Raw genomic sequence first — 14,490 nt, 5'->3', positions numbered from 1 at the left:
TTTTGATGAACCCTTTATGGACGCTGCGAGAATCAGAGAACGAGGTTCAGAACCCTTCGAAAATCGAAGGGCAATGGCCTGAACTCATTGGAAAGGTTCTTGCGGCGCGAGGGTTCGCGTCCTCGTCGGAAGTTGATAAACTTCTTTTTCCCAAGCTCGTTGATTTGAAAGATCCTCTTGTCTTAAAGGGGATGTCTCAAGCTCTTGAGCGTCTGGGGCATGCCTATCTCAATAAAGAAAAAATCTGTATCTACGCTGACTTTGACCTGGATGGAACATCCGGGTTGGCGTTGCTTAAGACCGGTATGCTGGCCTTGGGTTTCCCTGATGTTTTGCACTACCAGCCAAAGCGCCTGGCTGAAGGTTATGGTTTTCATGCTCATGCGGTGGAAGAACTGCAAAAGCAGGGAGTCAGTCTTATTATCACCGTGGATGTCGGGATTACTGCTCACGCGGCGATTGATAAAGCCAATGAGCTGGGCGTCGATGTCATCCTGACGGATCATCACTTGCCAGCGGATACCATTCCCAATGCCTTTGTGGTTGTAAATCCGAATCAAGGGGATTGCCCTTCGGGTTTGGGTTATTTGTGTGGAGCGGGTGTTGCCTTTTATCTGGTGCGTGGCTTGAAACGTTACTTCCACGATCATCCGCAACTGCCTAAAAATAATTGGGATTTAAAAGAAGTCTTGGATTACTTTACCATTGGTACTCTGACGGACATGGTGCCGTTGGTGGATGATAATCGCGTTCTGGTAAAGCATGGGTTGGTAAAGCTTGCGGAAACCAAGCGCGCCGGACTTCGAGCGTTGCTTGAAGAGTTGGATTTGGTGAATCGTCCTTTAACCAGTCAGGATGTGGCAATTCGTTTCGCTCCGAAATTGAATGCTCTTTCTCGTATGGAATCCGGCATTCTTCCCATCGATATATTCTTGTTGGACGATCCTAGCCAGGCCCGTGATATGGTTCGACAAGTTATGAAGAACAACTCCACGCGAGTTCAGCTTCAAGGCGACGCAGAGGCGGAAGCTCAAGAAATACTTAAAGTGTGGCCTCATCAGGACTTCGTGTTTGTGGCATCTAAGAACTTCCATCGTGGGGTGCTGGGCTTGATCGCAACCAAGCTGACGCAAGTTTATAACAAGCCAGCTTTTGTCGGTTCAGTCGGTGATGACGGCATGATCGTCGGCAGTGCCAGACTGCCACAAGGCCAGGAAGCTTGTTTGGTTCAAGCTATGTCTTCGGCACAAGAGCTTTTAAGTCGTTTCGGGGGACATTCGGCGGCGGCCGGGTTTGAGGTGGCAGAGTCCCGTGTTTCTGGCTTTATCGGAAAGCTTGCGGATCACTTCGCGGATCTGCGTGAAAAACCAAAGCCTTTAGAGATTTTTTATGATGTCGAGGCGGGTTTAAGTGAGGTCAGCGAAGGATTGATGAAGTGGTATGACTTCGTGGGTCCTTTCGGCGCAGGCTTTGCGATTCCGTTGATTCATTTTACCAATATTCAGGTTTTATCAAAACGTGAACTTAAGGGTGGTCATCTTCGCTTGAAGATCGCGGATGCGGATGGGGGAACTTCTGCGGAAGCTCTGCTGTTCACGCCGACCCCAAGACAATTGGCTTCTTTGACCGTGGTTCCGGGCTTCTACCATATTTTGGGAGAGCTTCAGTGGAACTATTTTGCGGGACAAAAAACAGTACAGATTCTTATTCGTGATTTAAAGGCAGCGACATGAAAAAGACAAAAAAGGTCGTAGTACTTTTGTCGGCGGGGTTGGACTCGACGGTGAATGTCTACGAGGCTATCAAGCATCATCATGAAGTCGTTTTGGCTTTGACCTTTAATTATGGCCAAAGGGCTGCACAAAAGGAAATTGAATGCTCGGCAAAACTGGCCAAGCATTTGGGGATTCCTCATAAGGTTGTCGAACTGCCGTGGTTTAAGGATTTCAATAAGTCGTCGTTGCTGGTGGAAAGCCAGGAGGTCCCGACAGGTGCCGCTGTTTCAATCGATGATCAGAAAAAATCGGAAGAAACGGCGAAGTCCGTGTGGGTGCCAAACCGCAATGGGATTTTCTTGAACATTGCGGCGGCCTATGCGGAAGCTATGGGGGCAGATGCGGTTATTCCAGGGTTTAATGCTGAAGAAGCTGCGACTTTCCCGGATAATTCCCGTGAATTTTTGGAACAGGCGACCAAGGCTCTTCGTTATTCCACCTCCAATCATGTGACGGTGGGGTGTTATACCGCTCATCTGACAAAGCCTGCGATTGTTCGTCTGGGGCAAGGGTTGAAAGTTCCGTGGGATCTGATTTGGCCTTGCTACTTTTCGGGGGATCAATGGTGTGGGCAGTGTGAATCCTGCCTGCGCTCCAAACGAGCCTTTGCTTCTGCCAATATTGATGTGAAACATCTTTTTAAGGAGCCCTAGTGGAAACCCATTTCATTGAAAAGAAATTTGCTTACGATGGATCTCAGTTGCACTCCTTGTTTGCGTATTTGGACCATGGAGTGCTGGGGCCTTCGATTGTTTCCTGGGTGGGACCGTGTTCGATCCCATTCAGTCACATGGTGGATGGTGAAGATCTGCTGGCCAATGCGGTTATTCAGGGTGATGAAATGCTACATTTTATCATCGAGGTCTTTGATCGCGATTTGTTCTCAGGAGTTTCGTTGCAAAGACTTTTCGCAGCGATTGCGAAAGACTATGTACAGGATCATGGAAAAGGCCTGCTGACCGGAAAAGAACTGCATCGTTCTGGTGATGACATTTATCTGGGAGAGAAAAAACTGAGTATCAGTATTGCCACAAAGTCCCCGGTGTCTGTGATGGTTCACTTCGCCATGAATGTCACTAATAAGGGAACTCCGGTTGAAACTTTGTGTTTCGAGGATCTGCAGCTAGATCCACGCCGAGTGGCGGAAGACCTGATGACTCATTTTAAAAAAGAATTCATCTCCATAGTCACCGCCACCCAAAAAGTCCGACCAGTTCCTTAGTGATGATCGTGGCCTTCGGATTTTTTGCTGCCTTCTTTGAAAGGTTTTAGCGGAAGTTTGTAAACAGCTTCGTTGCCAACGGCTTTTTCTCTTGTCGCTTGGACAATCAAAGTTGTTTTGGCTGGGACTTTGCCGTCTGGGATGCAGTGGAAGTGGTTTCCGTCCATCACGCTGCAAGTGTATTTCACTTCGGCCTTTTTGTTTTTAGCTGTGACTTTGATTTCGGAATTTTGAGCCGTGGGATTCTCGAAGTTCATATCCAAGAGATAAATGTGCGCGCTCTGGTCTTTACCAACTATCAACTCAGTATGAAAAGCCCCTGGCATTTGGATGTGACCACCGTGAGGACCTGGTTTGTCTTCGCCATGGGCCCAGGATAGGGCTGGAAGCATTATTAGTGTTGCCAATAGTTTCATTGCAGACTCCTTACTTAGTCAGTTCATCAAATTTAAGTTTTAAAACAGCCAGTTCTTTCTGGACTTCGATCAGGCGGGTTTTGTTGTCAAAAAGACTGTTGGTGGCGCTGGCCAGATCCGAAGAGTTTTTCACTCCACGGCGATACTCGGACAAAGTCAGGTCATAGTATTTCTGAGTCAGCACCTGACGTTTTTCAAGCAGCTGTTGCAGTTGCAAAAGCTCGGAAGCCTTGTTGCTGAGGCTGTGCACTTGAGTTTGCAGTTGTTGTGCAAGATTGGACTTGGTAAAGGCTTCGGATTTTTCCAGTGAGTTGGCTGCTTTGGATTTATTCCAGGACTCAAAGCCCGAGAAGAATTTCCATGTCATCAAAAGAGAAAGGCGGGATTCATTTCCCTGCAAAGGATCATCATACTGCGGAATGATTCGCCCGTATTGGGCGTTCAAATCCACCGTCGGCAAGAAGTCGGCCACAGCCTGGCGTCGACGCAGACGTGCACCTTCCTCCAAAGAGTTCTGTTTCATAATACTTGGATTGCGGGAAAGGTCTGCCACATTGAAGTCGGACTTGCTCAGGCGCGGGAAAGCTTCTTTTGGCGAAACTGCCACTGGGTCCTGGGAATTGACTAGCGTTTTTAGCTCATCCAAAGAGATCTGCAAATCCGTTTTGTGGGCTTCGATTTCTGCGGAAAGAGTGCTTTCCTCCAGATCCAGTTCGATGGCATCCACATTGGAAGTCAGGCCGGCGTTAATCTTTTTTGCCGCCATGGCCCGCTGATTTTTTAGGAACTGCAATTTTTCCGTATCAAAAGAAATAAACTGGCTGTTCAGCAAGGCTTTGTAATAAGCCTCACCCAGCTCGCGATGCAGGCGGCGAGAAGTGATGTCGTGATCCAGTTCTGCGATAGTGTATTCACCTTGAGAGATCTTGCGATTCTGCCAGTCCTGTCCACCACGGAAGATATTCCAGCTTCCATTGAGGTAGCCAACATAGCCGTCATCATTGTCATGCAAGGTCTTTTCTTTGGCGTAACCTGCGGAGGCGGAAAGCTCTGGCAAAAGAGCTCCCCAGGTGCTTTGGGCCTGAGCTTTTTGTGCTTCCATTTTGGCTTGGCTTGCGCGCAGCTCGTTGTTGCTTTCTGCGAGCTGTTTTTGCAGCTGAGAAAGGCCCGGCGAGGTTTGTGCCACGGCCGAGAAGGAAATCAATAGACTTGCGAAAGCCCAGGACCGGAAAGACATGGGAACTCCTTATTTTTCAACCAAGAATTTGAAGGTGTCTGTTTTGCCTTCGTATTCAGCTTTGATCTCCAGATTCACACGGTGAGAACCTTGCAAGTCCACTTCCGTATTGAAAGTGTTCTCTTCTTTGGTGAATTTCAGAGTTTGTGATTTTCCTTTGGGCGACTTCGCGGTGCCGCTGATTTTAACTTTGGATACATCCAGAGTTTCATCTTCGTGAGCACGCGGGAAAAATTGCACTTTATTTTCAATCGCCAGCATTTCCATATTCATCAGCTTGCCAGCTTTAGGAATACCACCATGCATAGCCTTCAGGTTGCCGGGAACTTGATCGTGACCTTCGTGGGCTAGGGACAAGGATGTAAATAGAGACAGAACCAACGCGGCTGCCAAGGATGTTAGTTTCATAAAAGGACTCCTTCTTTATTGCTTTCTTCAATGGATTTCAAAGCGGACTTCTTACCAAAGTGATAGAAGATCGCCGGTGTGACGTACATGTCAAGCAGGGTGCTGCTTAGCAAACCGCCCACGATTACGATGGCGACAGGATGCAGGATCTCGCGGCCCGGAGCATCCGGTGACATTGCCAAAGGCAAAAGTCCCAGAATCGCGGTCAAGGCGGTCATTAGAACCGGAACCAGGCGCTCCAAAGATCCTCGGATAACCATGGCTTTGGTAAAAGATTCCCCTTCGTGCTTCATCAGGTGCAGATAGTGTGACAGCATCATGATCCCGTTGCGGGAAGCGATACCACACAAGGTGATAAAGGCCACAAGGCTGGCGATACTTAAGGTTCCGCCTGTGAGATAGATGGCAAAGATCCCGCCGATAAAGGCCATCGGGATATTCAGCATGATCTGAATGGAAATGAACGTGGATTTAAAGTGCGCAAACAGAATCAGGAAGATGGTGATAATGGACAGAGCGCCCAACAGAACCATCAATTGCGAAGCCTGCTGTTGGCTTTCAAATTGTCCGCCATAAACCACATAATATCCTGGCGGAAGCTTCACCTTTTCATCGATGTTCTTTTTGATATCGGCCATGATGGCATCCAAAGATCGGTCTGCCGAGTTTGCCTGAACAACAATGCGTCGTTGCGCATTTTCCCTTTGAATGATGTTGGGTCCAGTTGATTCATAGACGTCAGCGACCTTTTCCACAGTGATGCGACTGCCATCAGGCATGATTTTTACCGGCGTCTTTTTGATCAGCTCCAAATCTGTGCGGGACTTGTCATCAAAACGCATAAAGACGTCAACGGTCTTATGGCCCTCAAGAATCTGTCCGACAACTTCACCTTGTAGGGCTTTTTCCAGAAGTTGAGCCAGATCCCCGACGGTGATGCCATAGCGGGACGCTTCTTCACGCATCAAATGGATTTTTACCTGAGGAATCAAAACTTGCTGTTCAACCTGTAAATCCACCAGTCCGGGAACATCTTTGATGGCCTGATAGACTTCAGCGCCTTTAGCTCTCAAGGTTGGTAGCTCCGGTCCAAAAACTTTGATGGCGATCTGGGCGCGCACGCCGGAAAGCAGGTGATCCAGACGATGGGAGATCGGCTGACCAATATTGATGCCGACATCCGGGATCACTTCCAGATTTTTACGAATCTCTTCCAGAACTGCGCCGCGCGGGCGGCCTTCTTCTTTGAAATCCACTTCGATTTCGGAAGTGTTAACGCCTTCAGCATGTTCATCCAGCTCGGCGCGACCCGTGCGGCGGGAGACAGTCATGACTTCCGGAGTTTTCAGGATGATCAGTTCGGCCTGAGATCCAAGTTTGTTGGATTCATCAAGGGAAATGCCGGGCTTGGCAACGACAGTGATCATCGCCGAGCCTTCGTTGAAGTGAGGCAGGAAGTCTCGGCCAAGGATTGCTGATAGGGCCAAGGCAGCCACGAGAAGAAGTGAAGAGAAAATAAGAATTGGCTTTGGACGCTCCAAAGTCTTTTCCAAAAGGCGGGCCTGATGCTTTTTTAAGAAGCGAACAATGGCGCCATCTTTATGTTCAAGCAGCTCCCCTTTGGAAAGGAAGTAGGAACAAAGGGCCGGGGTGACGGTCAAAGAAACCACCATGGAGGCCAACAAAGACACGATATAAGAAATTCCGAGCGGAACAAATAAACGCCCTTCGATACCACTCATGCTGAATAGAGGGACAAAGACCAGCACCACAATCAAAGTGGCAATAACGATTGAGTTACGCACCTCGGAGGAGGCCTCGTAAATGACCACTAAGGAATTGCGAGGATTGGGCAGGGTCTTGTTTTCACGCAAGCGGCGATAGACGTTTTCAACGTCGACAATGGCATCATCCACCAATTCACCAATGGCGATGGCCAAACCACCTAAGGTCATGGTGTTAACAGAAAGACCGAATATTTTAAAGACAATCGCTGTCAGAACAAAGGAAAGCGGAATTGCTGTCATGGTGATGGCGGTGGTTCTGAAGTTCATCAAGAAAAGGAACAGGACCACTAAGACCAGTAAAACACCGTCACGCAAGGCCATCTTTACATTGTCGATGGCGTTTTCAATGAACAGGGATTGTTTGAATAAGTTGGGCTGCAGTTCGACGCCAGCAGGAAGTGAAGCCTGGAACTGCTTCAGGGCTTCGTCAACTTTCTCGGTCAGGTCCAGGGTGCTGGCGCCGGGCTGTTTTTGCACGCTGAGGATAACGCCGGGTTTGCCGTTGATGCTGCCATCACCGCGTTTGGTTTGGGGGCCTTCAACAACTTCCGCAATTTCTTTTACCAGAACCGGGCGGCCCAAATGCATGCCGACGACCGAGTTCATGATTTCTTCTTTTTCTTTAACTCCGCCGATATTGCGGATCAGGAATTCCTGACCTTCCAGATCAATGAAGCCCCCGGTTGAGTTCACGCTGACGTCGGACAAGTTGTGTTCGATTTCATCCATGGTCAGTTGCAGCTTTTGAATCTTTTCTGCAGAAATCAGAATCTGGAATTGGCGAACGCCACCGCCAATGGCGATCACTTGCGAAACACCTGGAATGCTCATAAGACGCGGACGCAGGGTCCAATCGGCCAAGGTTCGCAGTTCCATTCCAGAAACTTTATTGTCTGGAGAACTTAGTCCGACGAATTGAATCTCACCCATGATGGAAGAAATAGGACCCAAAACCGGGGAGAGGTTCTTAGGCAACTTTTCCTTGGCCAGGGCGATCTTTTCCTGAACCATCTGACGGTTGCGGTAGATATCAGTATCCCACGCGAACTCCACATAAATAACACTTAAGCCCACTCCTGAGGAGGATCGGACCCGTTCGACTCCAGGCAGCCCATTGAGCGCGGTTTCTAAGGGGAAGGTCACCAGGGTTTCGACCTCTTCCGGAGCCAGACCATGGGCTTCGGTCATGATGTTAACTGTCGGTCGATTCAAATCAGGGAACACATCGACTGGCAAGTGGACCAGAGCCCAGCCACCATAAGCAATAGCCAGGGCCGCCAAGGCGACCACAATGAGACGATGAGTCAGGGAATACTTAATAATTCTATCCAGCATAAATCCTCTTGCTACGGCGTACTAGGGGGCGGTTTCGGGGTTTGTGACAAAATGAGGAAAAATATTTTTAGGACAACCCCCTTGAAATACATACCCCAGGGGGGGTATATACTGGAATCGAAATCGAGGTGTGTCATGAAAAAAGATTCCCCCCCAGCATCCAGATCACAGTGAACACTTAAAGCGTCTGAATCGCGTTCGTGGTCAGTTGGATGGTGTGCAGAAGATGATTGAAGAACGCCGCTATTGTCCTGATATCGTTTTTCAGATTCGGGCCGCAGCAAAGGCCCTGCAGGCAGTGGAAAATGAGATTATGAAGACTCATGTGCATGGTTGCGTCAAAACGGCTATCAAGTCCCGAGACGAAAAAGAAGTGGCAAAGAAAATCGACGAGATCATGAATCTCGTCAGTAAGTAGTAGGTTGTTATGGAAAAAGAAATTGTTCAGGAATCCACCGAGTTGCAACTTATTGGCATGTCCTGTGTAAACTGCGCCGGTAAAATTGAAAAGAGCCTGAATGCTCTTCCTGGGGTGAAAGCCTCTGTGAACTTTGCTACGGAAAAAGCTCATGTGGACTTCGGTGACAGCCCGTTGAAGATTGAAAATCTGATTAAGACGATTCAAGAGCTGGGGTATCAGGCATTCGAGGTCAATTCAGAAGTGGATACACAAAAAGCCAAAGAGGAAGCGGCAGCGGAGTATCGCAAAGAGCTTCGTCTTTTTGTTATTTCAGTTATTCTGACAGCTCCGTTCATTGTTGAGATGATTGCGATGTTCTCAGGTTATCACGAGATCATGCCGCGCTGGTTGCAGTGGGCTCTGGCGACCCCGGTGCAGTTCTGGATCGGCTGGCGCTTCTATCGTGGATCTTATTTTTCTTTAAAATCCGGAAGCGCTAATATGGATGTCCTGGTCGCATTGGGCACCTCGATGGCTTATGGCCTGAGTGCTGTGATCACATTCCTGAACTGGCATCACCATCACGTTTATTTTGAGGCCAGCACGGCCATCATTACGTTGATTCTTCTGGGGAAGCTGATGGAGAGTCGGGCCAAGGGAAAAACCTCGGAAGCGGTGGAAGGACTTTTGCGTTTGCAACCCAAGCTGGCGTTTGTAGAGCGGGATGGTCAGGTGGTTCAGATCGAAATTTCGGATCTGGTCGCTGGTGATATCGTCATCGTCAAGAGTGGCGAATCCATTCCTGTGGACGGTTTGGTGGTTGAGGGTGTTTCAATGGTGGATGAATCCATGCTCACTGGGGAAAGTCTGCCCGTTCAGAAAATCGTGGATGATCGGGTCTATGCGGCAACATTGAATCAGGATGGAAGTTTGCGAGTTAAAGCCACAGGCGTGGGGGCGAAAACTCAGTTGGCGCAAATCATTAAAATTGTGACAACGGCACAGGGATCGAAAGCTCCAATTCAACGTCTGGCGGATAAAATTTCCGGCATCTTTGTCCCGGTCGTTGTTGTGATCAGTATCCTGACCTTTGTGGGGATCTGGCTGTGGGGCGGAGACCTGACGGCGGCCTTTATATCGTCCGTTTCGGTTCTGGTGATTGCGTGTCCTTGTGCTTTGGGGCTTGCGACGCCGACAGCGGTGGTTGTGGGGATCGGCAAGGGGGCTCAGGCCGGGGTTTTATTCCGTGATGCCAAAGCTTTGGAATTGGCTGAAAAAATTGACATTCTGGTTCTGGATAAGACTGGCACCATCACAGAAGGAAAACCTGTGGTGACTGAGGTTCATGTGACCTCCGGTCAGGACAGAGCCCAAGTTCTGCGCTGGGCCGCCAGTCTCGAAATGGGGTCTTCGCATCCGCTGGCTCATGCCATTGTTGAAGAGGCTAAAAAAGAGAAGCTTGAGTTGGTGACCGTTCAGAACTTCAACAACGTGGTCGGTCAGGGAGTTGAAGGGCGCATTGAAAACCGCAATTTGAAGCTGGGGAAAACCAACTGGGTGGCAGCTCCATTTTCTCTGGATCAAAAACTGCTGACTGAGCTGGAAAGCAAAGGACAGACCTTGATGGCTCTGGCCGATGACGAGCGAGTTCTGGGGTATATTGCGGTTGCGGATCGCATTCGTGAAAGCTCCAAGGCGGCAATTGCCGAAATTCAAAAACGCGGTGTGAAGGTGATGATGTTGACCGGGGATAACGAGGGCACGGCTCGCGAGATCTCCCGTCAGGCTGGAATCACCGATTTTAAGCACAGTGTGAAACCTGCTGACAAGGCCAATGTAATTGTAACTTTGAAGCGTCAGAAAAAGCGTGTGGCGATGGTCGGAGACGGCATCAACGATGCTCCAGCCCTGGCGATGGCGGATGTCAGTTTCTCAATGTCCTCTGGTACTGATATTGCCATTGAGACAGCCGATGTCACACTGATGAAGAATGATCTGATGTCGGTGGCGCATGCGATTGAGTTGTCTCATTTGACGCTTAAAAAGATTCGCCAGAACTTGTTCTTTGCCTTTATCTATAACGTGCTGGGAATTCCGCTGGCATCTTTGGGAATGCTCAATCCGGTGATCGCAGGTGCTGCGATGGCCATGAGCTCGGTGTCTGTGGTTAGTAACTCGTTGTTGTTGAAGCGTAAGAAACTTTAAGAGGATTTATTCTTAATGTAGGCTTCCCGCAGCCACAGGCGGATATGTTTTAAGTAGTAGTCTTTCATGCCGAAGAAGACAAAGTGGTTCAGGTAGTGATCGCCGCCCCCTTTGTCCTTTTCGGTGTAATTCACGGTGCCAATAATTTCCGGTGTTTCCAGCTCTTCTGGGCGCCATAGGATGAATTCCCGGAAGGCCCCGATGCTCATTTGGCGATAATATTTCAATATCAATCCGGCTTCAGAGATTTGGGTTATTTCAACCGGGTTGGCGACCTTAAGTGGATTGTTGTCCTTCTGGTGTGCAATCGCAACCTCAGCTTTGTTACCCAGGTCAGCATGAGTTTTTAAAAGTTTTTTACTGATATAAGTTTTATCCAAAGGAGTGAAGAAGATTTCCTTAACCCAGGAGGATAGGCTTTTTACTTCATCAATCTGCAGACGTTTTTTGCTGATGAAGTACAGCTCTGGGGGCACGGTCATTTCGGTCTGGTGGGCTTTGCAGCGGTCCTTAAGGTATTGCTGCAGTTGTTCCCACTTCTTTTGTTTTTCGATCTCGAACAGCTCATAGTTGGTGAAGATGATGTCAAACTCGACAGGCAGCATCTGACGATTTGGAGTGTCCTTATCTGCAAGGTCCGCCAAGAGTTGTCCATAGTTCGAGTAAGTATAGACCTCGGAGTTGGAAAACCGTTCGCTTAGGAAGGTTTTTTGGTCCAGAGAAAGCGGAACGTCTTCATCCATAATCAGGATGCGTTTTCTTAGATCCGATGACTGTTGGATGGCCTCTGTGGTGTGGCTTTTATTTTGTAAGATATTGCGGCGGATCTGGCTGACTTGCTGATTGTCGGCGCCAAAGAACAGAAATTCGCAAAGATACTGCTCAGGCCCGAGTTCTTTGCAGGAATGGCAATAGGCAAGTAAGGACTTTTTACTGTCTGTGGTGAATGAATCGCTATAGTACTTGGTCAAGGCGCCAATGCGGATGGCGTGATTGTTCACGGTTGTGAATCCGACTTCGGAAATGCTATTCAAACTGACTTCCTTCAGCATTTCGATGGTTGAATTGATCTGCATGGAAGCAACTGCGGTAGAGGTGACCGGATGATGGCCGGTCAGAGCGTACTCCAGGTGCTGTCTAAGAATCAGCTTGTCGAAGGGCTTAAAGATGACGTTGTTAATAATGCGTTCTTCGGCCAGGCTGATATCGAAATCGGGACTGTCAAAGGCGGTCAGAATTAAGGCGGTAGGTTCTTGGGCAGAGCACATTTTCTTGCGCAGGAAGAAGTCGCGGGCACGCTTGATAAGGCCGATATTTTGAATTCCCATGAACTCATTCTTGGCAATAACCAGACGCAGTTCATGAGAACTCGATGGTTCTATCGGTGGGCCAGTGTCTTCTCTATAGGGTTTGCCCCCAGTTGCCAATGCCATGGCCCCTTCTGAGACAGAAATTTTTAACCACTCATGGAATTCGGCCAGGCTGTGAAAAAAGCGAATAGCAAGCTTTGGATCTATATTTTTTAGAGTTTCAAATAGATCTTTCTGGGTGCGTTCATCATCTTCCAGGATATAAATGAACTTCATACTTTTATTATATCCTGAAATGAGCCAAAAAGGGGAAGCAGTTTTTTAAGGTGACCGAAATATAAAATAAACGGCCCCGATCAAGCACAGCCCCGCCCACAGGTAGTCCAGCTTCAAGGATTGTTTCATATAGAGAACGGAGAACCCCGCGAACACCACCATCGTAATGACCTCTTGGATGATTTTCAATTGTGGCAGGGAGTAGTAGTTGGAACCCAAGCGATTGGCTGGAACCTGAAAGACATACTCAAAAAATGCCACCCCCCAGCTGATAAGAATAACCAGCCACAATGCCGAGGACTTCAGTGTTTTTAAGTGCCCGTACCAGGCAAATGTCATGAAAACATTGGAGATAAACAAAAGACCAAGAGGGGCGTAAGCATTATTCATCATGACTGAGACCTCTGATTATAGGCGTGGTTGCAAAGAAGGCTGGCGATACGACGATACTCACTAAGCAGGTCCAAATGAATGGAGCTGGTATTGATTGAGGTATTCAAACCTCTGTTCAGGCGGCTGATGTGGTTTTCGCGTAATGAAATCTCTGTCTTTGCAAGGTCCCGCTTCAGTTGGATGGCAGCTTCGGCCAAATCTCTATTTTGATAGGCATTGATAGCCATGGATGCCACTTTGACAACCTGCTCATGCATCTGACGGATTTCCGTCCAGCCTTCGTCTGAGAACTCAAGCTTCAAGGCGTTCTTCTTGATTGCCAGGGCCAGAATATTGATGTCGATGGCATCGGCGGCGCGCTCAAGATCGCTCAGGAACATAATCATGCTCATGACGTTTTGATGTACGACCGTGGTGGACTTATTGGCATGATCCAGCAGGAACATTTTGGTTTCCCGATACAGGAAGTCCACTTTGTTGTCGCGATCTTTGATGGAGTCAAAGTCTTTGGGGTCATTCGTTTCAAACAGACGAATGGAATCTTTGATCATGCCCAGAACAATGTCGGCAGTTCTCATGATTTCGCGGTTGGCATAAGAAACGGCCAAAGCAGAGCTTTGGTAGTTGTTCATATTCACAAACTCGGTGCCGAACTCCTCGGAAGCCGCTTTTGGGAACATCTTTTCAATCAGTTCTGCCCCTTTGTTGATGAACGGGAAGAAGATGATCGAGGACAGAACATTGAAGATCAGATGAGCATTGGCGATAGAGCGCGCAATGGTCGTGTCGAAGGTCAGCATGAAATCAATAAAGATCTGAGTGAACGGATAGAAGATCACCACGCTGATGGTTTTGTAAAAGAAGTGCGCCCAAGCCACCTGGCGACCGATGTAATTTCCGCCAGCCGCAGCGATCAGGGCTACAGAAGTGGTGCCGATATTGGCGCCATACACCCACAACATCGCATCATAGAAAGTAATCGCTTTTACCATTGCCAAACTCATCGCAAGACCGATGGTCACGGCGCTACTTTGCACGAAGGCACAGAACACGACCGAGATCAGCAATGAGTAACCGGGATTATCACGAACATTTTGGAAGATCTCGGTCATCATCGGATTTTCTGCGAAGTGATGAGATGAAATGGAGATCAGCTTCATTCCGAAGAACAGCAATCCAAAGCCCATGAAGACCAAAGACAGATTTTTGAAGATCGTCTTTTTGGCCTTGAAATAGAATGCAAACGCGATCGCAAAGACCGGCAGCGCGTATTGGGTCAGATCCAAAGAGATCAATTGCACCGTCAAGGTGGTGCCGACCGCCGTACCGATAATTACGCCCATCACCTGGCGCAGATTCACCACGCGGGCAGAACCCAAGCCCACCAGCATCGTGGTGACGGCGCCAGAGCTTTGCATCAGTGTTGTCAAGACCACTCCGGTCAGGATGGCGAGGAATTTACTTTGAGAAAGATGATTTAAAAGACCGGTGATTTTTCCGGCCATGATTTTTTCCAGCGAGGAGGAGGCCATGGTCATTCCGTAAAGGAATAAGGCGACCCCGCTGATCAGAAGTATAAAATATGAATTGCCCGAATCGATCATGCTGCGTATTTCCGTAAGTCGTGTGAGCTGTAGGGGCTCCAAAAGCTCTTACTCTAACAACACTGTCTGAAATTAGGAAGCCCCAATACTGTGCGTGAACCTTCTTAGATTAAAACAATTCT

12 protein-coding genes are annotated in these 14,490 nt (G+C 48.5%); 5 read left to right on the top strand and 7 right to left on the bottom strand.

What is annotated here, in order from left to right; all coding sequences use genetic code 11:
• Nucleotides 1–5 precede the first annotated feature (5 nt).
• The 3 genes from recJ to ACES2G_RS10045 are packed head-to-tail and all read left to right on the top strand — an operon-like array spanning nt 6 to nt 2,997.
• The gene (recJ, locus tag ACES2G_RS10055; protein WP_347356663.1) at nt 6–1,733 is read left to right on the top strand and encodes a single-stranded-DNA-specific exonuclease RecJ; all 1,728 of its coding nucleotides are present in this window, start codon (nt 6–8) and stop codon (nt 1,731–1,733) included.
• Nucleotides 1,730–2,428, top strand: a complete 699-nt coding sequence (gene queC, locus ACES2G_RS10050) for a 7-cyano-7-deazaguanine synthase QueC (protein ID WP_374000074.1) — start codon at nt 1,730–1,732, stop codon at nt 2,426–2,428. Before recJ ends, queC begins: the two co-directional genes overlap by 4 nt.
• Complete coding sequence (locus tag ACES2G_RS10045; RefSeq protein ID WP_347356659.1) at nt 2,428–2,997, top strand: DUF366 family protein; 570 nt, start codon at nt 2,428–2,430, stop codon at nt 2,995–2,997. The genes queC and ACES2G_RS10045 overlap by 1 nt, the downstream gene beginning before the upstream one ends.
• Here the strand turns inward: ACES2G_RS10045 and ACES2G_RS10040 are convergent.
• From ACES2G_RS10040 to ACES2G_RS10025, 4 genes are read right to left on the bottom strand one after another with little or no spacing between them, the layout of a single operon-like run.
• Nucleotides 2,994–3,413 (bottom strand): hypothetical protein, encoded by a 420-nt coding sequence (locus ACES2G_RS10040; protein ID WP_347356657.1) that lies wholly within the window; start codon nt 3,411–3,413, stop codon nt 2,994–2,996. The genes ACES2G_RS10045 and ACES2G_RS10040 overlap by 4 nt on opposite strands.
• 10 nt (nt 3,414–3,423) lie before the next feature.
• On the bottom strand, nt 3,424–4,650 hold the full coding sequence (locus ACES2G_RS10035) for a TolC family protein (RefSeq protein ID WP_347356656.1): 1,227 nt from the start codon (nt 4,648–4,650) through the stop codon (nt 3,424–3,426).
• A 9-nt stretch (nt 4,651–4,659) separates the two neighbouring features.
• Nucleotides 4,660–5,058 carry a hypothetical protein gene (locus ACES2G_RS10030; RefSeq protein WP_347356654.1) on the bottom strand — a complete coding sequence of 133 codons (399 nt, stop codon included), beginning with the start codon at nt 5,056–5,058 and terminating at the stop codon, nt 4,660–4,662.
• Nucleotides 5,055–8,180 carry an efflux RND transporter permease subunit gene (locus ACES2G_RS10025; RefSeq protein WP_347356652.1) on the bottom strand — a complete coding sequence of 1,042 codons (3,126 nt, stop codon included), beginning with the start codon at nt 8,178–8,180 and terminating at the stop codon, nt 5,055–5,057. The genes ACES2G_RS10030 and ACES2G_RS10025 overlap by 4 nt, the downstream gene beginning before the upstream one ends.
• A 226-nt stretch (nt 8,181–8,406) precedes the next feature.
• Between ACES2G_RS10025 and ACES2G_RS10020 the strand changes: the two genes are divergently transcribed.
• Nucleotides 8,407–8,598 carry a metal-sensitive transcriptional regulator gene (locus ACES2G_RS10020; RefSeq protein WP_374001895.1) on the top strand — a complete coding sequence of 64 codons (192 nt, stop codon included), beginning with the start codon at nt 8,407–8,409 and terminating at the stop codon, nt 8,596–8,598.
• A 9-nt stretch (nt 8,599–8,607) separates the two neighbouring features.
• Entirely contained in the window at nt 8,608–10,785 is a 2,178-nt protein-coding gene (locus ACES2G_RS10015; protein ID WP_374000073.1) for a heavy metal translocating P-type ATPase, read from the top strand.
• Here the strand turns inward: ACES2G_RS10015 and ACES2G_RS10010 are convergent.
• Genes ACES2G_RS10010 through ACES2G_RS10000 form a run of 3 tightly spaced genes read right to left on the bottom strand, consistent with a single transcriptional unit; the run spans nt 10,782 to nt 14,368 of the window.
• The gene (locus tag ACES2G_RS10010; RefSeq protein WP_347356647.1) at nt 10,782–12,371 is read right to left on the bottom strand and encodes a hypothetical protein; all 1,590 of its coding nucleotides are present in this window, start codon (nt 12,369–12,371) and stop codon (nt 10,782–10,784) included. The genes ACES2G_RS10015 and ACES2G_RS10010 overlap by 4 nt on opposite strands.
• A 45-nt stretch (nt 12,372–12,416) precedes the next feature.
• Complete coding sequence (locus tag ACES2G_RS10005) at nt 12,417–12,764, bottom strand: DMT family protein (RefSeq protein WP_374000072.1); 348 nt, start codon at nt 12,762–12,764, stop codon at nt 12,417–12,419.
• Nucleotides 12,761–14,368, bottom strand: coding sequence for a Na/Pi cotransporter family protein (locus ACES2G_RS10000; protein ID WP_374000071.1), 1,608 nt, complete (start codon nt 14,366–14,368; stop codon nt 12,761–12,763). Before ACES2G_RS10000 ends, ACES2G_RS10005 begins: the two co-directional genes overlap by 4 nt.
• Between the last annotated feature and the right edge of the window lie 122 nt (nt 14,369–14,490).

The organism is Bdellovibrio bacteriovorus (assembly GCF_041888015.1).
In the GTDB taxonomy this organism is placed as follows: Bacteria; Bdellovibrionota; Bdellovibrionia; order Bdellovibrionales; family Bdellovibrionaceae; genus Bdellovibrio.
This window is presented reverse-complemented; position numbering and strand designations above follow the sequence as displayed.